At 62.7% G+C, this 17856-nt stretch carries 16 protein-coding genes; 8 read left to right on the top strand and 8 right to left on the bottom strand.

The genetic code is table 11. The annotated features are described in order from the left end of the window. Nucleotides 1-265 precede the first annotated feature (265 nt). The 4 genes from J5J83_RS19080 (at nucleotide 266) to J5J83_RS19065 (ending at nucleotide 3601) form a co-directional block, all read left to right on the top strand. Nucleotides 266-760 (top strand): hypothetical protein, encoded by a 495-nt coding sequence (locus tag J5J83_RS19080; protein WP_212351515.1) that lies wholly within the window; start codon nucleotides 266-268, stop codon nucleotides 758-760. 21 nt (nucleotides 761-781) lie between these two features. Next, entirely contained in the window at nucleotides 782-1165 is a 384-nt protein-coding gene (locus J5J83_RS19075) for a hypothetical protein (protein WP_212351514.1), read from the top strand. A 98-nt stretch (nucleotides 1166-1263) separates the two neighbouring features. Further along, complete coding sequence (locus tag J5J83_RS19070) at nucleotides 1264-1686, top strand: hypothetical protein (RefSeq protein ID WP_212351513.1); 423 nt, start codon at nucleotides 1264-1266, stop codon at nucleotides 1684-1686. A gap of 370 nt (nucleotides 1687-2056) precedes the next feature. Then, the gene (locus J5J83_RS19065; protein ID WP_212351512.1) at nucleotides 2057-3601 is read left to right on the top strand and encodes a hypothetical protein; all 1545 of its coding nucleotides are present in this window, start codon (nucleotides 2057-2059) and stop codon (nucleotides 3599-3601) included. Between the two features lie 410 nt (nucleotides 3602-4011). Here J5J83_RS19065 and J5J83_RS19060 read toward each other — a convergent pair whose 3' ends face one another. Together J5J83_RS19060 and J5J83_RS19055 are read right to left on the bottom strand one after the other, a co-directional pair. After that, nucleotides 4012-4245, bottom strand: coding sequence for a hypothetical protein (locus J5J83_RS19060; protein WP_212351511.1), 234 nt, complete (start codon nucleotides 4243-4245; stop codon nucleotides 4012-4014). Further along, nucleotides 4242-4955, bottom strand: coding sequence for a hypothetical protein (locus J5J83_RS19055; RefSeq protein WP_212351510.1), 714 nt, complete (start codon nucleotides 4953-4955; stop codon nucleotides 4242-4244). Before J5J83_RS19055 ends, J5J83_RS19060 begins: the two co-directional genes overlap by 4 nt. Before the next feature lie 471 nt (nucleotides 4956-5426). On the opposite strand from J5J83_RS19055, the gene J5J83_RS19050 reads away from it, so the two are divergent. Then, nucleotides 5427-6215 carry a transporter substrate-binding domain-containing protein gene (locus tag J5J83_RS19050; RefSeq protein ID WP_282959136.1) on the top strand — a complete coding sequence of 263 codons (789 nt, stop codon included), beginning with the start codon at nucleotides 5427-5429 and terminating at the stop codon, nucleotides 6213-6215. A gap of 63 nt (nucleotides 6216-6278) precedes the next feature. On the opposite strand, the gene J5J83_RS19045 is transcribed toward J5J83_RS19050, so the two are convergent. Together J5J83_RS19045 and dtd are read right to left on the bottom strand one after the other, a co-directional pair. Continuing rightward, nucleotides 6279-6665: a cupin domain-containing protein gene (locus tag J5J83_RS19045; RefSeq protein WP_212351508.1), complete on the bottom strand. Its 387-nt coding sequence runs from the start codon at nucleotides 6663-6665 to the stop codon at nucleotides 6279-6281. Then, entirely contained in the window at nucleotides 6662-7114 is a 453-nt protein-coding gene (gene dtd / locus J5J83_RS19040) for a D-aminoacyl-tRNA deacylase (RefSeq protein ID WP_212351507.1), read from the bottom strand. The genes J5J83_RS19045 and dtd overlap by 4 nt, the downstream gene beginning before the upstream one ends. A gap of 200 nt (nucleotides 7115-7314) precedes the next feature. On the opposite strand from dtd, the gene J5J83_RS19035 reads away from it, so the two are divergent. Then, on the top strand, nucleotides 7315-7560 hold the full coding sequence (locus J5J83_RS19035) for a GlsB/YeaQ/YmgE family stress response membrane protein (RefSeq protein WP_212351506.1): 246 nt from the start codon (nucleotides 7315-7317) through the stop codon (nucleotides 7558-7560). A 62-nt stretch (nucleotides 7561-7622) separates the two neighbouring features. Here the strand turns inward: J5J83_RS19035 and J5J83_RS19030 are convergent, their stop codons facing one another. Beyond that, nucleotides 7623-10169, bottom strand: coding sequence for a DUF2309 domain-containing protein (locus tag J5J83_RS19030; RefSeq protein WP_212351505.1), 2547 nt, complete (start codon nucleotides 10167-10169; stop codon nucleotides 7623-7625). Nucleotides 10170-10189: 20 nt separating this feature from the next. Next, nucleotides 10190-11785, bottom strand: a complete 1596-nt coding sequence (locus tag J5J83_RS19025; protein ID WP_212351504.1) for an NADH-quinone oxidoreductase subunit L — start codon at nucleotides 11783-11785, stop codon at nucleotides 10190-10192. Between the two features lie 94 nt (nucleotides 11786-11879). Between J5J83_RS19025 and J5J83_RS19020 the strand changes: the two genes are divergently transcribed. After that, nucleotides 11880-12794 (top strand): LysR substrate-binding domain-containing protein, encoded by a 915-nt coding sequence (locus J5J83_RS19020; protein WP_249115786.1) that lies wholly within the window; start codon nucleotides 11880-11882, stop codon nucleotides 12792-12794. Here J5J83_RS19020 and J5J83_RS19015 read toward each other — a convergent pair. Continuing rightward, a complete protein-coding gene (locus J5J83_RS19015; RefSeq protein WP_349251956.1) occupies nucleotides 12780-13559 on the bottom strand; it encodes a PEP-CTERM sorting domain-containing protein in 780 nt (259 codons plus the stop codon). The two genes, J5J83_RS19020 and J5J83_RS19015, sit on opposite strands and share 15 nt — an antisense overlap. A gap of 530 nt (nucleotides 13560-14089) precedes the next feature. Between J5J83_RS19015 and J5J83_RS19010 the strand changes: the two genes are divergently transcribed. Then, nucleotides 14090-16828: an ExeM/NucH family extracellular endonuclease gene (locus J5J83_RS19010; protein WP_212351502.1), complete on the top strand. Its 2739-nt coding sequence runs from the start codon at nucleotides 14090-14092 to the stop codon at nucleotides 16826-16828. 112 nt (nucleotides 16829-16940) lie between these two features. Here the strand turns inward: J5J83_RS19010 and J5J83_RS19005 are convergent, their stop codons facing one another. Beyond that, nucleotides 16941-17852 (bottom strand): glutaminase, encoded by a 912-nt coding sequence (locus J5J83_RS19005; protein ID WP_212351501.1) that lies wholly within the window; start codon nucleotides 17850-17852, stop codon nucleotides 16941-16943. Nucleotides 17853-17856: the final 4 nt, after the last annotated feature.

Genomic DNA, 17856 nt, shown 5'->3' with positions numbered 1-17856 from the left:
GAAGCGGACCTTGGCGTAAAGCACCCGGACACATCCGATAGACATGACGTCATCCCAGTCGTATGCTCGTCGTATTCGATGGGTACGAGTTCTCCTTGTCACGACTGCGGGGTTTGTTGATTTGGTTATGACTGAAAATAAACGCGCCACGCCGCCCAATCTCAAGTGCCATCAGGGGTTCAAGCCTGCGGGGTTCGGCAGGTTATACCGCAGCCACTTGGTTACGCCCACAATTTTGCGGTCTGCAACAAGTTAGCGCCATAACATGAAGTCGCTGGGCACCATTGAACGAGTTGACCTTCTGGCATCCTGCGTTGGCTTGTTTGCTGCGCTGCTTCTCACGCTGGCCGCGGTCGGCCCGTTCTTCGGCGCTACATCAATGAGCACCCTTTGCCTGTGGATTGAAAGAGCGGGGGTTGTTCTTGCGCTGCTGGGTGGCGCCGTGCATAACGTAGTGCTCTGGCGGAGGTTTGGCATCTTTAACCTTTGGCTCTCGTTCAAACAGCTATATGGTGATTGTCCCCGTCGTGTTCGCTTGTTCTCCTTTGCCATTGGCTTGGTCGGTGCCGTATCTTTTGCGGTATTAATCGCGGCCCGCGATTCTGTCACCGGCCCCGCCAGTTCTGCCCACACCGCATTGATCTTTGCGTCATTTCTCTTCGTCTGGTTCTCGCTAGTGTTTGCTCAAGTTTCGTCGCTGATCTATGGCGCCAACCAATCACTCCACCGGACCTGCGCGAAAAGCCGCGCAGGCCGGTGAATTCAGACGTTCGGCCTCTGAATGAGACTCCTCCCCGCGCAGACCGATGAGAGCTCACTCATTGCCTTTGGTGAAGAGGCTCGCTCCTTACTGGTGCGCCACGACTACGCAGGTCTTGCTAGTCGCTTCGGTTACGCCCTCGCCTGTGATCGTCCGCTCGCGGCTGCACTCGAAGCCGATTTCATGAGCGCGGTTGCATCGCCAATCACAGTCGCGTCAGGCGCGTACTTGCCGCCTGCAATTATCGTTAAGTATTTCTCGCCAAACACAACCGGATTGTTTGCGGTGGTCGAATGCCCTGTGCCTGTTGCCAACAAAGCGGCCGTCCTCTTGGAGCTAATCGTCGCAGGGAAAGGCGAAGAGAAACACATTACCGTGGAGGACATCAGTGGTCTCGCTACATAGGCCCAACCCGGCAGTCGAGCGGACTTGCGCGAAAAGCCGCGCAGGCCGCTCATTTCTACGTTAGCAGTCAATATCACATCTAGGGGGAATCATAAATCATGGAGAGTATTATTGGCGTCTTGGTTGGCGCTTCGATTCCCCTTTTGAAGGACTGGCTATATTCTCGTAGGGCTGAAAAACTTGAACGAATCAAGCTACATGACAACCAAAGAATCAATGCTTACAAGTTGGCATACAAATTTTCATCGACGCTTAGAATGTCATTAAAAGATAGAACACAAGCAAAAGATTTGGCATTTCTAAATGGTTGCGCTGCTGAACTTTATGCCGTCATTGAAAATATGCCCTATTACTCAAAAAGAGTGAGAAGTAGTCTTATTGAGTTAGAAAACGTTATGGAAAGCATAATGAACAATGTTATGGATAACGATGCCAACTCGGATTTAATCACTGAAAAAGTAAATCCAATATCCGAGCGGTTGCGTGATGAAATCCTGTGTGATTTTAAAGTATGGGAATAGAAGAACTGCTAACAATGCGCTCGTGTGGGACGCTGTGCCGCTGCGCGTCACGCGCCCCACAGCTTGAGCGTTAAACGTCAGCCTAGAGGCGATTGCGGCCCGACGGCCGCTTGAGACGACCGGCGGCCACCGGTCGAAACGACTCACCAGCCAGCGGCAGCTTTCGGGAAGAGAACCTTCAACGTCGGCTTTCGGGCGATGAATCCGGGGAGTTGTCGGTCGCAACCCGACCCTGATCGGCAAGATGGCCCCAAAGCAGCCTCGCTGAAAACACTCTTGAAGCTGCCATGGAGCAATCCATTCATGCTATCTCCGCAGCGAGTGGGTCATAATCAGCGTTCATAACCAAACAAGGCGCAATGGGTTCGTCATGGGTAGCTCCACAAATCTCGTCGCAGATTACTACTGCGTCAGCCATATCCCTGCTGCAACCATTCCCAATTCGCGCCTAAACGGCATCCTCGTAGGGATGTACCAGGGACGGCAGCTGACGAAGAATTCGTTGGATTTCCTGCAGCGCCAGAATCTTCCGGGCCTATATCGGCTTGCCTGCGGAGAGATCACTCATGATGCTTACGTAGCGGGGCTCGATCCAACCTATTTGAATAGATATCAGGCGGCGAAGGCCGCGAATCAAGCGAAGGAAGCTGAGCGGCAGCGCCTTGCTGCACACTACGTCTCTCGGAAAACCACTCACCCGGTCCGCAAAACGGCCGAAAAGCGGGATTGGGAGGCCGAGCGCAGCCTCCGCCGCAAGCGAGAGCGGGAAGCCACGGAAGCAGTCCTTACGGCACAAAGGGCTCGACAGGCCGAATGGAAAGCGCAGCGTGAACGAAATTGCGAACTGGCCGCTGCAGCTTACCTCTCTCGAGCAAACACGCCGGGTTACGCGGAGCCGACCGCGGTCGACCTTGCTCGTTACTTCCATCTGGAACACGTTACCGCTGCCGTTTTCCCTCCGATGAGAGGTCTTCTGGAGGCGCTCTTCCGGGGACGCCCACTAACCGGAGAAGAACTCACTTACCTGAGGCAAAGTGCCCCAGACGATCTGTATCGACTCGCCTTCGGCCAATTGACCCTCGACATGTACATACAGGCTGCAACGGCAACCGAAACCGCTGCATTGGAGCGTAAAGCAAGAGAGGAGGCTGCCGAGGCAGCCCGCATTGCTCGCGAGAATGACCCTGCGTACATCGCGATGATGCAGAGGCAAGCCCTGTACAGAAAATACGATGTATCCCTGACTGATGAGTCATTGATTCCACGGATGACGAAGCTCCTCCAAGAAATCGATGGGGGTAACCGGCTACCGAAAGAAGAGCTAACGTGGCTCGTTACTTGCGCGAAAAAGCATTTCTCAGAGCATCTCCGAAATGCGTATCACCGCCTCGAAGCGGACTTTCATGCCGATCAATATCGGCGCACCCAGGATCCATGGAACGCCGTTAACGCCAGCGGGCATTACCGTAAGTGCAATCAGTCTGATACGGCTCTCGAACTGATCGACAGCGTTGTACCTGCTCGGCTCAAACAGCCCAAGGTTCGATCTGCTGTTCTCACTACTCGTGGCGGGGCGATGCGCGATCTCGGCCGGCACAAAGAAGCGATTCACATGGGCGAGACAGCGCATACGCTGATGCCTCAAGACTATCGCCCATGTACGCTGCTTGGGGCGGTGCATATGGAACTGCGCGACTTTGGGAAAGGCCATGAATGGTACGAAAAGGCCCGAAAACGAGGTGCGCCCGAACAAGGCATCGACTCCGAACTTCGAAGCATCTTCCAACAACTGGACGGTGCCGACCGCGAAGCCATGCAGCGCTTTCTGCTCGCGGAAGATTCGGATCGATACAGTTGGCTAAAGGACGCCAGGTATCAGCAAGCAAAGAAGCAGTTAGGCCCAGGAAATCGCTAGGGAAGGGAATACCCACTCAAGGGGCGAAGTCAGCTTCCTCAGCGGAGTGGCCCGACGAAGGTAAGCTGTGCGGAACAGAAGACAGTCAGTTCTTGGCCGGATATGTGAGATCACGAACGGCAGCTTCGGAGCAGCGAAACTTGCTGAAGGTTCGCGTGGGCGAATGGCCGCTTCAGGGAAGCCTGGATGGCGGCTTGGGGTCGATAGCTGCCTGAGTGTCGCACCCTCTCTACAAAACCCCCACGTCTGGCGACAATCGGATTTTGCGGTTGAAGAGCCGGCAGAGAAAACGCCACCGGCTCCGGCCTACCATGCGGCCGCCCGAGGAAGGCCGAATGAAGAAAGACGGAGAGATCACATTGTTGCTCGAAGCATATGCACGCCGAGTGAGCACACTGGCGGCCGCAGGCCTACTCGTCCGGATCGGGTTTGAGTAGCGATTTCACCTTCTTCACGACCGTCATGTAGACGATCACGGCCACCACGATGTACGCCGCCAGCACACCCGCCAGCAACAGCGGGCTGTTCAGCCAGCCGGCGAGCAGATAGATGCCGTAGATGACCGCGGCCCAGTAGATGAAACCCGCGATCTCATCGATCAGCGTCATCCGGGCAAGCAGGTAGATCCAGGATTTCCTGTTCATCTGGCTTGCACGGCCGTTCCGCGATAGACCCGCTCGATGGCCCCGTTGAACAGCTGCGGCGCGCGCTCGGCAGCGGCGATGGCGTCGATATACTTGCTCATGGGCTTTTCGATCAGAAAGTACAGCAATTGCAGGTCGCCATTGCGCTCGAGCGTCTTGTACAGCGCGGGGCTCTTCTCCGCCAGGCGCATTGCGGCGTGTGACGACCGCTGCAAGAGTCCCTGCATCATGAGCAGGCCGATCGGCGCACCAATACCGGTGGCGGACGTGCCCGCGGACAGGCCGATGCGCGTGGCGATCTGCTTGAACAGCGCGCTGGTCGCGACCACCACGGCGATCCTCGCTGCAACTGCCTCTGCCAGTTTCTTGCCGATCAGCATTCTGCCCGCGGTATAGCCCGCGCCAATGCCCGCCTGCTTCGCGAGGTACTCGATGGCGCTGTCCGGAAAGTAGGAATAATAGTGCTCCAGCACGTGGGCGATGCTCCGGTACAGCGGACTTCGCCTGTCATCCACCCCGAGTTTGATCATGTTTTCGATCAGCCCGATCATCGCGTTGTTTTCGTGACCAATGCTGGCCATTCTGCCGTCCTGACCAAGGCCAAGGCCTTCGCCGGTACGCTCGAGCCCGAGGACGATGTCCTCGCCAACGGAGTAGATGCCCCGTCCTATTGCGACGGTAATATCGATCGCATCGTCAGTGAACGCCATTGTCTTCCTTGCGGTTCATATCGTGAATGAGCGAAAGGGCCGCCATGCGATGACGCCTTCCCTGTAGCCTAAGCCATGCACCCTGTCCTGTTGGCGATGACGGAGCGGGATGCGCAGCGCGGCGTCATTTTAGATTAATACCAATGGTATTTGCGCGAAATGTCATATTGATTCTCACATGATAAGCGCTGCGGCGCTTCTCGGACGCGATGCCCGGGCGACAAGCCCTCTCTTCAGCAAGTCTCGGGATAGCGCCGCCACGCTGGCTACCGGGCTGGGGTGGGGATGGGTTTCGTGGCAGCCCTCGAAACCCAGCCGCGACGCCTCACGGGCGGGCGCTGGAAATTTCGCCCGCGGTACACCACACTGGGGTCGTCAGGCGCATTCCGGTCGATACCGGACGACAGGACGGTGGGCTTCTTTCAAGCCGGCGTACCGTTCAATTCAATGCCCCCCCCAGGAGTGAGACACATGCATAACAAAGTTTTCCCGGTTGCCGCAACGCTGATGCTGGCCTGCACCCTCGCCCATGCGGAAGGGCCGATGCCGCAGCCGAGTCGGCTCGATGCGATCAGCGCCGCCAAGACGCTCACCGTATGCACCACCGGCGACTACAAGCCCTACACCTATCTCAACCCCGGAACGAAGGCTTTCGAGGGCATCGACATCGACCTCGCCAAGGATCTCGGCAAGAGCCTGGGCGCAGAGGTGAAGTTCGTGCAGACGAGTTGGCCCAAGCTGATGGCGGACTATGCCAGCGGCGCGTGCGACATCGCCGTCGGCGGCATCTCGGTGACGCTCGAGCGTTCGCGCCAGGCCTATTTCTCGCTGCCGACGGCGCGCTCGGGCAAGACGCCGATCACGCGCTGCGAGGATGTGGACAAGTTCCAGACGCTCGAGCAGATCGACAAGCCCGGCGTCAAGGCGATCGTCAATCCCGGCGGCACCAATGAGAAGTTCGCCCGCGCCAATCTGAAGCAAGCCACGATTGAGGTGTACCAGGACAACGTCACCATCTTCGACCAGATCGCGGACGGCAAGGCCGATCTCATGATGACCGATGCCGAGGAAACCCTGCTCCAGCAGAAGCTGCGCCCCGGCCTGTGCGCGGTGCATCCGGACAAGCCCTTCACGTTCTCGGAAAAGGCCTTCCTGCTACCGCGGGGTGACGAGATCTTCAAGCACTACGTCGACCAATGGGTACACCTGGTGAGCGAGAACGGCACGCTTGACGCCGTGTTCAAGCGCTGGTTGCCCTGAGGCTTGCCGACGACGCCCCGCCGCCACAGCTGGGCGTCGCCCGTGTGACGTACGCACGGAAGGTCACGACGGCGAGGCGTCCGGATTGTCTTCCAGCAGGCGGGTGTCCGCATGGCTGTAGGCCGGCGCGCAGCAGCACAGCAGGCGCAACGCCTGCGGGCCGACGGCCTCGATGCAATGCGGGGTGCCGGGCGGGATGCATACGGTGTCGCCCACACTGACGGCGAAGGTCTCCGCGCCAAGCGTCATGCGGCCTTCGCCGGCGGTGACGTGGTAGAGCTCTTCGGTCTCCTTGTGCATGTGCAGCAGCGTCCGCTTGCCGCCCGGCACCGTCGCCTCGGCCAGGGACTGGGCCCTGTTGCCGTGGATGACCGGGTGCATCAACTCGCGGATTTCCGAGCCGTCCTTGGTGCGGTAGGCCTGCACCTCGGCATAGGGCTGGCGTTTCATGTGGCTGCGGGCGCGATGCGCATCGGGATGGTCACCGGCCCGTCGTTGACCAGGTGAACCTGCATCATCGCGGCGAACTCGCCGGTGTGCACCTCAGGGTGGCTCTCTCGCGCGCGCTGCACGAATGCGTCGTACAGACGGCGACCGTCGTCCGGCGCCGCAGCTGCGCCAAAGCTGGGGCGGTTGCCGCCGCTGGTGTCCGCCGCCAGGGTAAACTGGCTGACGATGAGCAGGCCGCCGCCCACATCCTGCACCGAGCGGTTCATCTTGCCACCCTCGTCGGAGAACACCCGCAGCTTGAGCAGCTTCGCAAGCAGGCGCTCACCTTCGGCTTCGCTGTCGCCACGCTCCGCGCATAGCAGCACCAACAAACCGCGACCGATTCGCCCCGTGGTCTGCCCGTCCACCTCGACATGCGCTTCGGATACGCGCTGCACCATTGCCAGCATCGGTTCTGCCCTTACCTGTTGTTGAAACCCGCGTGCCTGCGGGAACAGGACCTTAGCGTCCGGCGGCCGTGCATGGCAAGCGAATCGTCACAACTCGTCACCGCAAGATCACGTTGCGGACCTAGAATGACCCTGCAACGACGACTTGCGGCATGGCATCCTGTGCCGGACATCCTCACCAACGCTCGCGGAGGTTCAACATGGGCATCATTGCCACCATCTTCATCGGCCTGATCATCGGCCTCATCGCACGCGTACTCAAACCCGGCAACGACCAGATGGGCTGGGTCATGACCATCCTGCTCGGTATCGGCGGTTCCATGGTGGCAACCTACGGCGGGCAGGCGCTGGGTCTGTACCACGCTGGCCAGGGTGCGGGCTTCATCGGCTCGGTGATTGGCGCCATCGTGCTGCTGATCGTGGTGGGCATGATCCGCAAGCGCTGAGTACCCGGCCTGCCTGGGGATGCCCCCAGGCAGGCCGGCGCTTCAAGCCAGCCGGACCGGCATCAGCGCATCTCCAAACCGAGCGCCTGCCAGCCGCCACCGACGTAACGGCGCAATTGCGCCCCGTCGAAGCGCCACAGGTGGAGCCAGCCGTTGTCGAGCAGCTGGCGCACCACCTCGTGCTGCGCGATCACGCGCTCGATCGACCGGCGCGGGGCATCGATGACCACGGTCAGTCGCAGCGGCTCGTGCGCCCAGCGTTCGCCATCATGCAGTGACTGCCGTGACAGGCCGATGCGCAGGTCGCCACCGTTACCCTCGAACACCCCGATGTGCCCCCCCACCACGTTGTGCAGCACCTTGTTGCCGCTCCCGAGGCGCGCGGGGTCGCAGGTCGAGGCATGGTATTGCCAGTTGATCCAGTGCGTCACCAGCATCGGCGCGGTCATCAGCAGTTCCAGCACGCTGCCGTCGGCGTCGTTCTCCGCATCGTAGTCGTGCAGGAAGCTGCGTCCGTCCAGCACCAGGCCCCGGCTGCGGTGGCGCGGCGCGATGATGAACGCGGCATTGCCCGCCAGCCCCCACTCGGGCCGGGTCTGGGCACCGTCGTTGGCACGACGCCGCAGTTGGGTCAGAAGCTGTTCCTCCCCCGCACGCGGATCGAGACCGAGCCGTGCGGCACGCTCGCGGCGGACCTGATCGCACGCCGGGGCAAAGACGGTTTCCTGCAGCCGCAACCAGCGCGTGCGCCCGTCGGGCGGCAGCAGGTCGAGGTCAAAGCCCTCGATTTCGTCGGTCGTGGTGTTGTGCAGGGCGGCGACGAACACGGTCTGCGCCGGCACGGTGATCCCGCCCGCCGCCAGACCGGCGCGCACGGCCGGTTCATTGAGCATCTGTGCCAGCACGCGCGTATTGACCTCGCCGGTCTGCCCGCAGCAGGCGCCACAGTCCAGCGCCGCAGCGTGGGCGTTGTTGGCGCTCTGGCTGCCATGCCCGACCAGCAGCACCAGCGGCGCGAGCTGGTGATCCAGCCCCATGGCGTGCAGCACGCGCGCCGACAGGGCGACCTTGGCGTCGGTATCCAGGCCGGCGAGGGTCGGACGGCACAGGGGCCGGTAACGCGCGGGCAGGCCCGCAAGATCGTCGCGCACGCGTGCGCGGGCCGACGGCCGCAGCCAGTTCGACAGCTTGCCGAGATAGCCCGCCCCCGCCACCTCGACGAAAGAAAACGCCGCGCTGGGCCAACGGCTGGCGGCGCGCCACTGTTCGGACCAGGCAAAACGGCGCAGCCGCGCCCGACGCGCCGCGGCGGTCAGGTCGGCGGCGTTCAGGTCGGCGTCATCCCTGTCGGCGCCAGCGGTGGCGATGTGGTCCGTCACCTCGAGCGCGGGCGCGAGCAAACCGGGCAGCTGCGGGCGCCGCGCAGCTGTCGCCAGCGGCGTATAGGCCACGGGCAAGCCGAAGAAACCGGCAAAGCCGATGGTCTGCATCGTGGGGCTGACCGCCTCGAGGGCGCGCCGCAAGGGCTCGCTGCGCACGTCGATGCAAAACGCCGCCTGAACCTCGATCGCCGCAGCCGGCGCCGGCTTTGCGCTCAGGCCGTCGCGGACGAGCTTGTGCGCCAACTCGCGCTGGTAGCCGGCCTCGAGCGCGAGTTGCCAGACCTCGTCCACCAACAGCATGTCCTCGGCCTGCTTCAGCACCACAGGCGCATGCATCCATTTCGCCTGCAGCGCGGCAAAGGCCTGACGGGTGACGACGTCGTCCTTGCATTCGAGCACGATTGCCCCCCACGCAAGGCGAATGGCGAGCAGGTCGCGCAGGTGCGAATCCGGCCTGCCTTCGAGCCTGGCCTGCCAGCCCAGGTAGGCGCACCAGGATGCCCAGCCATTGACCGTCAGCAGGATGGCCTCGAGGTAGTCCGCCCACACCGCCTCGGGCAGGCCCAGGCGCTGCAGCACCCAGCGCTCGGCATCCTCGCGGGTGACGGGTAGCGCGTCGAGCCACCGCTCCAGATCGGGCAAGCCCATCAGCACACCGATGCCGTGGTCGTGGGTCAGGGTCTCGCGCCAGAAGGCATACAAGCCCTCACCGCGCTCCGGCTGCCAGTCCGCCTGCTCGTCGAAGTACGCAGCGCAGGTCTGGCTCACCTGATGCGTGATCGCCTGCCGCCACGACAGGCGGGCATGGCCTGCGGGATCGTCGTCCAGCACGTCGATCAGCAAGGGCAGGCCGGGCAGGCGGGTCGTGCCATGCAAGGCATCGATGCATTGCGCCGCGGTGAGCGCGGCCGCACTTGCCGCCGGCAGCGCAACGAGGGCGTGAGCGAGATCAGAGGGGGTGATGCGTCCCGCCTCCCATGCCTGCGCGAGATAGCTGCGCGAAGGGAAGACCTGGATGTTTCCCAGCACGGCCATGCGCGCCGCCACCTCGCGCACCGGCCTGCCGATCCGCGCCCAGTGCGGATTGACGGCGATGGCGCGATCGAGCGGCCATGCCGGCGCGATCGCCTGGCAGGCCTGCTCGCAGGCGGCCTCGATGCGCCGGTGCAGCGACGCTTCTTCCGACTCGGGCGCAGACGCGGCGAATTCAAGGTTCATGGTGTTCATGAGATGCTCCTGGGGTCTGTTCACTTGTTGGCGGTGGCGGCGACTGCACCGATCAGGACATGGTCGCGACTCGCGGATGCGCCGACACTCCAGCGCGCCGGCCACAGCCGCAGCGCCAGCCGGGTGTAAAGCTCATCCACGTAGAAGCCGGCGTAGCTCCAGCGCCGCCACACGGCAAGGCCTTGCGGACGGACCTGCAGGGTGACGAGACACAGGTACATCACGCCCATGCCGAGCATCGCGACGACACCGGCCCGATGCTGGGGCGCGTCATCCAGGCCGAACGGCAGGGCATGCGCCGCCAGTGCCACCGCGGTGAGGCCAGCCACCATGGCGAGCCCCGCAAGCGCGCGCCAGCAGAGCAGGCCGCCCTCCCCCGCGCGGCGCGTGGGCAGCCACAACATCGGCGCCCACGCCAGCGCCAGCACTCCGCTCCACCACCATGGCCACGCGGTGCCGGGGACCCGCGCCTGTATCAGGGCAAGGATCGCGACCGCCAGCGCCGGTGCAAGGAGCAGGCTCGCAGGTGAGGATGCGGCGGTGCCGCGCATCGTCCGCAGCTTGCTGTCGTTCACCACCGCGGACGCCGACAGGAAGGCATGCGCCTTGTACAGCGAATGGCCGATCAAGTGCAGCGCGGCCAGCGTATACAGGCCGAGACCGCACTCGAGCACCATGAAGCCCATCTGCGCCACGGTGGACCACGCCAGCCTGACCTTGATGCTGATGCGGGTCAGCATCACCAGACCCGCCAGCAAGGCGGTGGCAAGCCCGAAGCCGACCAGCAGCCAGCGTGCGGCCGGCGCCGCCTCCAGCAGCGGGGCGAAGCGGATGAGCACGAAGCCGCCGAGGTTGACCACGCCGGCATGCAGCAGCGCCGACACCGGCGTCGGTGCCTCCATGACCTGGATCAGCCAGCCATGCACCGGCAACAGCGCCGTGCGCAGGATCACCGCGACGACCACGCACACCGCACTCAACTGCAGCGGCATCGACGCGCCGAACGTGTCCAGATGCTGCTGCAGATCGGCCAGCGAGCCGCTACCCGCCGCCCACCATGCGAGCGCCGCGGCACAAAGGAGCATGACGTCGGCCAGCCGGTCGGCAATCCTTTTCTTGTGGGCAGCCAGCAAGGCGAACGGACGGTCGGGGTAGAAGCACAACAGGTGTTGCAGCGCCACGCCAACGATGGCCCAGGCCGCAATCAGCACCAGCCAGTGATTGGCGAGCAGGAGCAGATGGACCGCCGCGAGCACGGCGGCGAGCGCGGCGACATAACGCCCTTGCCCGGTCTCACCCTGCAGATAGCGCGACGAGAACACCGCGATGACGGTGCCCAGCATTTGCACCAGCACCGCCAGCCAGGCCCCGAGCACGCTGATGCCCAGCCACGGCAGCGGCTGCATCGACACCGTGCCCGTGGGCGCCGACGACAGGAGCTGGTGCACACCCGGCGTCACCAGCGCGCACAGCAAGGCCGCGACCGAAAAGCGGCGGAAGCGTTTCCACAACAAGGCCTCGCGCGCGCCGCCGCCAAGGGGCAGGCACGCGGCCATCGACATCAAGACGACGGGCGCCAAGGCGCTGGCCGACAGCAGAAGACTCGAAAATTCCATGATGGGTGACCCCGAATTGCATTGCCATCATGGTGCTTGCGACAAACGATTCCGTAAAATACATTAACTAGAACTTATTGTTATCGAAAACAGAATGATCAGCCTCGAGCAGCTCAACTTCCATCATCTGTTCTATTTCTGGCGCGTCGCCAGGACGGGGCACCTGACGCGGGCCGCGCAGGAGCTGCATACCTCGCAGTCCGCGCTTTCTGCCCAGATCCGCCAGCTCGAGGACCGCCTGGGCGAAGCGCTGTTCGAACGCGAGGGGCGACGCCTGGTACTGACCGACACCGGCCAGCTGATGCTGTCCTACGCGGAGAACATCTTCGGCCTCAGTCAGGAGATGCTCGGCCGCCTGCAGGGTCGCAGCGAGGGCGTGATCCGGCTGCGCGTCGGCAGCGTGGCCACGCTGTCGCGCAACTATCAGGAAAACTGGATCCGGCCCCTGCTGGCCGACCCTACCGTGGTGCTGACGCTGGAGTCCGGTCTGCTGGCGGGTCTGCTGGAGCGCCTCGTGCAGCATCAGCTCGACGTCGTGCTCGCCAACGAGACGGTGCCGACCGACCCGGACCGCCCCTTGCACTGCCGATTCCTGGGCAGCCAGGCGATTTCCCTGGTCGGCCCGGCAAGCGCCTGGAAGGGGCGCAGCCTGCGCGTGCCCGACGATCTGGACGGCGAAGACCTCGCCTTGCCCGGCCCGCGGCATGCGCTGCGCGCGCAGTTCGACGCCATGTGCATCTCGGCCGGGGTGACGCCGCGCTTGCGCGCGGAAGTCGACGACATGGCCATGCTCCGCCTGATCGCGCGCGACAGCGGCTGGCTGACGGTGCTGCCCGAGGTGGTGGTGCAGGACGAACTGCGCGCCGGCAGCCTGGTGATCGTGGGCCAATCGACGCAGCTGCAGGAGCATTTCTACGCCATCACCACGCCCCATCGCCACCGCATCGAGCGGCTGGAGCGCCTGCTGGCAGGCGCGACCGATACAACGGAACGCTCAAGCGCCGGTTGAGTTGCGCCGCGGACGACGGCTCATCCCGAGCCCCCCGAGCAAACCGAGTCCGATCAGGGCGAGCGTGCCGGGTTCAGGTACCGTCGCCGTCTGAGCGGCATCGACGTCCAGGCTGGCAAGGCCAAAGTTGAAGAACACCGAACCCGCACTCGGTGCGCCGGGCAGACGAGCAATCGACATCGAGATGCTTCGGGTGCCAAACAGTGCCGGATCAAAAACGCCCGGCAGGTCGGCATTGCTGATCGCACCCGCGTCCGATGCCGTCAGCCCCAAGGTGAAGGTTGCGGACTTGAAGAAGGCGGGCGCGCCCGTGACGTCAGCACTTCCCAGCGTGATCTGGTTGAGCGAGAAGCGATCCATCCCGCTCGTTGCGTCCCGAACCTGGGCTGAACCGAAACCCGCATCGGCATTGAGGGCTCCCGAGAAGAGCACTTCACCGAACGCACCGAGGACATCGAACGAAAACGCCCGCAATGCCCCAGCGTAATTGTTCGTGGTTCCTGAGACCGACGAAAAAGAGCTTCCCGTGGTCGTCGACTCGTAGATTGCATAGCCTTTGAACGTGGACACGGTGGCACCGAACACATTCGACGCGCTGGACGAACCGGTATTCGTGCCGTCGAACGTCATCTTGATCAGATCGGCGTGTGCGGTCGATGAGAGCAGTACCAGTGAAACGGCAGTGGCAATAATTTTCATGGGCTGAGGCCTGTTATGGGTTAGCAGTTCGATATCTTTTCTTGACCTCAATAGCAATTTACGCACCAAATTCAAATGCCCATATATTTCATGAAGTTATATATGTTAAGAAAAAATGACGTAAAAATACCCGACACTTGTTCAGGAATCAGAATTTAAACAATTGAGAAATAATATTGAAACCTCCCTCAATTCAACCGACTCCTCACCAATCCTGATTTAATGAGCACTTGAACGAAACGAAAAAACTGAAATTCCTGTAACACCGTCAACATATCCGACCGATAGGATTTTCTGCCTGTTATCCCGGCATTTGAGGATATGAGTTCGGCGCCGATACCTGACCCCTGCTCCTCAAGGGAAGCAGGTCGCCGCGCAGCAATCCTGTCGGCATCTCCAGGTTGATTGCCGGGCTAATAGCGTTCCGCCATGTTCATTTATCGACCCGGCACTCCGAATACGGGCGGATTTTTCCCGCCCGCCACGGAGATGCGAGTCACTGCACGGCAATTCAGCCCGTGTTGCCCGGCTGATTGCCAGGTCAATAATTGAGTGCATGTCGATTTTCCTGTCGGTTACCGGATGGAGACGACCCAATGCCACGTCATTCAACACAAGCAAAAACCGTCGCTCGTGCACTCGCGAGTATCGGCTTTGCGTCGCTGCTGTTTTCACCTTCCGCCTACGCGGAATTGTTCGTTTCGAAGTACATCGAAGGCAGCAGCAATAACAAGGCCATCGAAATCTTCAACCCGGATACAGCCCCGGTCGACCTCGCCGCCGCAGGCTACGCGATCAAGTTCTATTTCAATGGTTCGGCTTCGCCCGGGCGGACGATCATCCTCTCGGGCCTGCTTGCCCCCGGTACGACCCACACGCTGGTGCACGGCTCAGCCATGGCGGAGATGCTGGCGCTTGCCAACCAGACCGACAGTGGAAGCTGGTACAACGGTGACGACGCGGTGGTGCTGACGAAGGACGGCGCGGTCGTGGATGCGATCGGCCAGACCGGTTTCGACCCCGGGTCGGAATGGGGCACGGGCGCCGTGACCACGGCGAACCACACCCTTTCACGCAAGTCATCGGTGACAAGCGGCGACACCACTCCCGACGACAGCTTCGATCCGTCCACGGAGTGGAACGGCAGCGCAATCAACGACATCGCCGGGCTCGGCAGTCACACCATCGATAACGGCAGCGTCAATGATGTTGCCCCGTCCGTAAGCGCTTTCGATGCCGTTGGCGGCGCGTTCGAACCCAAGGCCAGCCTGGCGCTGACCTTTTCCGAGCCGGTTTCGTTGTCGACGGCAGGAATCAGCCTGACATGCTCGACCTCGGGCGCAACACCGGTGTCGCTCAGCGGAAGCGGCACCCAATACACGCTGGACCCGGTCTCGGATCTCGTTGCTGGCGACTCGTGCACACTCACCGTTGCCGCCAATGCGGTGAACGATCTCGACGGCACGCCGACCGCGATGGCCTCCGATTTCGTGGCCTCGTTCAACATTGCCGACCGCTGCGCGCAAGCCTTCACCCCGATCTACGCCATCCAGGGCCGCGGCATGGCGTCCTCCGTCACCGGCACCGTCACGACGCGCGGGGTGGTGATCGGCGACTACGAAGGACCGAGCCCCGCGCTGCGCGGCTTCTACATCCAGGACCCGGCGGGCGATGGTGATCCCGAAACCTCGGATGGCCTGTTTGTTTTCAACGGCAACAATGACAGCGTGGCACTGGGCCAGTCGGTGCTGGTCACCGGCAACGTCTCCGAATACCAGGACCAGACCCAGATCAGCGCCAGCAATATCGTTACTTGTGGCGCCGGCTCGGTCACGCCCACCGACGTGACCCTGCCGTTCCCGGACGCGAATTTCCCCGAGCGCTTCGAGGGCATGCTGGTACGCTTCCCTCAGGCACTCACGGTCACGGAACACTATCAGCTTGGACGCTTCGGCCAAGTCGTCGTGTCGGCCGGCGACCGCCTGTTGCAGCCCACCCAGGTCGTTCGTCCGGGCGCTGAGGCCGCGCAATTGGCGGAGCACAATGCCTTGAACCGGCTCATCGTCGACGACGCCAGGAATGACCAGAACCCCGACCCGATCCTGCTCGGTCGCGGCGGCCTGCCCTTGAGCGCCGACAACACCTTGCGCGGCGGCGATACCGCCACCGGTATGGTAGGCGTGATGACCTACACCTGGGCCGGCAACAGCGCCAGCGGAAACGCCTGGCGCCTGCGCCCGTTCAATGCTCTCAACGCGAGCGCACCCAACTTCGAAGCCAGCAACGCGCGCCCGGAAGCGGTACCCACGACGGGCGGTTCGCTGCGTGCGGCAAGTTTCAATGTGCTGAACTATTTCGTCACGCTCGACGAGGCCAAGGGCAGCCCCCTCGACAATCGCTGCGGTCCCTTGGTCAACATGGAGTGCCGGGGTGCCGACAGTGCCGAAGAGCTGGAGCGCCAGCGCGAAAAGCTGGTGTCGGCGCTTGCGGATCTCGATGCGGACCTTGTGGGACTGATCGAGCTCGAGAACACCCCGAACGTCGATGCCGCTGCCGATATCGTGGCCCATCTCAACCAGCGCCTGGGGTCGACGCAGTACGCCCACATCGCCACCGGCGTCATCGGAGGCGATGCGATCCGCGTCGGCATCATCTACAAACCAGCGCGACTCGCACCGGCCGGGGTCTTCAAGATCATCGACGCTGCGGTCGATCCGCGCTTCGACACCAGCCGCAACCGCCCGTCACTCGCCCAGACCTTCGACGACAGGGGCACAGGGGCACGCTTCACCGTCGTGGTGAACCACCTGAAGTCGAAGGGTGATTCAGGGTTGGCTACCGAAGGCGTATGCGCCGACAGCGATCCGGGCAACGACATTGCCGACTGCGATCGCGGCGATGGTCAGGGCTTCTGGAATGCAAGCCGTACGCAGGCCGCTGAGGCGCTTGCCGACTGGCTCGACACCGACCCGACCGGGAGCGGCGATCCCGACTTCCTGCTACTGGGGGACTTCAATGCCTATTCGATGGAGGATCCGGTCCAGGCTCTGGAGTCGCACGGCTACCTTGACCTCGCGACCTTGTTCGAGGGACCCGCTGCCTACTCCTACGTTTTCGACGGCCAGTGGGGCGCGCTCGATCACGCCATGGCATCGCCGAGCTTCGTCGATCAGATTACCGGTGCCGCTGGCTATCGGATCAATGCCGACGAACCTGCAGTGATCGACTACAACGTCGAGTACAAGAGCGTCATGCAGCAAACCGAGCTCTATGCGCCCACCAAGGCACGCACCTCGGACCATGATCCGGTCGTGATCGGAATCGATCCATACTGATTCCGGAGCAAGCACGGTGCCGCCCCCGCGCTGCGGGAGCGGCACCGTGAAACGTCGGCAGCCCATCCAGGCGAGCCCGACTTTCGGACCCTGCCCGGCAGGATCGCAAGCCTCAGAACACCGACAGCCCGGTACGGGCGACGAACAGCTCCAGCGCCTTCATGCCCAGCAGCGAGTTGCCGGTTTCGTCGAGGCCGGGCGACCATACGCACAGGCTGAGCGTGTCGGGCAGCACCGCCACGATGCCGCCGCCGACCCCGCTCTTGCATGGCAGGCCGATGCGGAAGGCAAACTCGCCGGCCGCATCATAGGTGCCGCAGGTCAGCATCAGGGCGTTGATTCGCCGCGCCTGGCGCTCGGTCACCACCGCCTCGCCGGTCAGCGGATGCCTGCCGTCGCTGCACAGGTAGGCGGCTGCGCGGGCCAGCTGCACACAGCTCATCGCCACCGAGCACTGGTGGAAATAGAAATCGAGCACCTGCGCCACATCGTTGTCGAGCTTGCCGAAGCTCTTCATGAAATTGGCCAGTGCGATATTGCGAAACCCGGAGGACGCTTCCGACGCGGCCACCTCTTCGTCAAAAACAATGGTTTCGCCGCTCAGGCTCGACAGCAGCGCCAGGATGTCTGCACGCGCGCTGTCACAACAGCTCACCAGACGGTCGGCCACTGCAATGGCACCGGCGTTGATGAAGGGGTTGCGCGGCACGCCTTGCTCCGACTCGAGCTGCACCAGCGAATTGAAGGGATTGCCCGACGGCTCCCGGCCGATCCGCTCCCACAGTGTGTCGCCGAGATGGCGCATGGCCAGCGTCAGCGTGAACAGCTTCGACACGCTCTGGATGGAGAACGGCGTGTTCGCATCGCCCGCACGGTATTCCGCGCCCTCGCGGGTGCGCAGGGCGATACCGAGCCGGCGCGGCGAAACGCTGGCTAGCGCGGGAATGTAGCTCGCGACCTTACCGGCGCCGAGCTGCGGTTCGAGGGTGGCGACGATATCGTCGAGTACGGGCTGAAGATCCATCGTT

This window comes from Azoarcus sp. L1K30 (genome assembly GCF_018122735.1).
Classification (GTDB): Bacteria; Pseudomonadota; Gammaproteobacteria; order Burkholderiales; family Rhodocyclaceae; genus Parazoarcus.
This window is presented reverse-complemented; position numbering and strand designations above follow the sequence as displayed.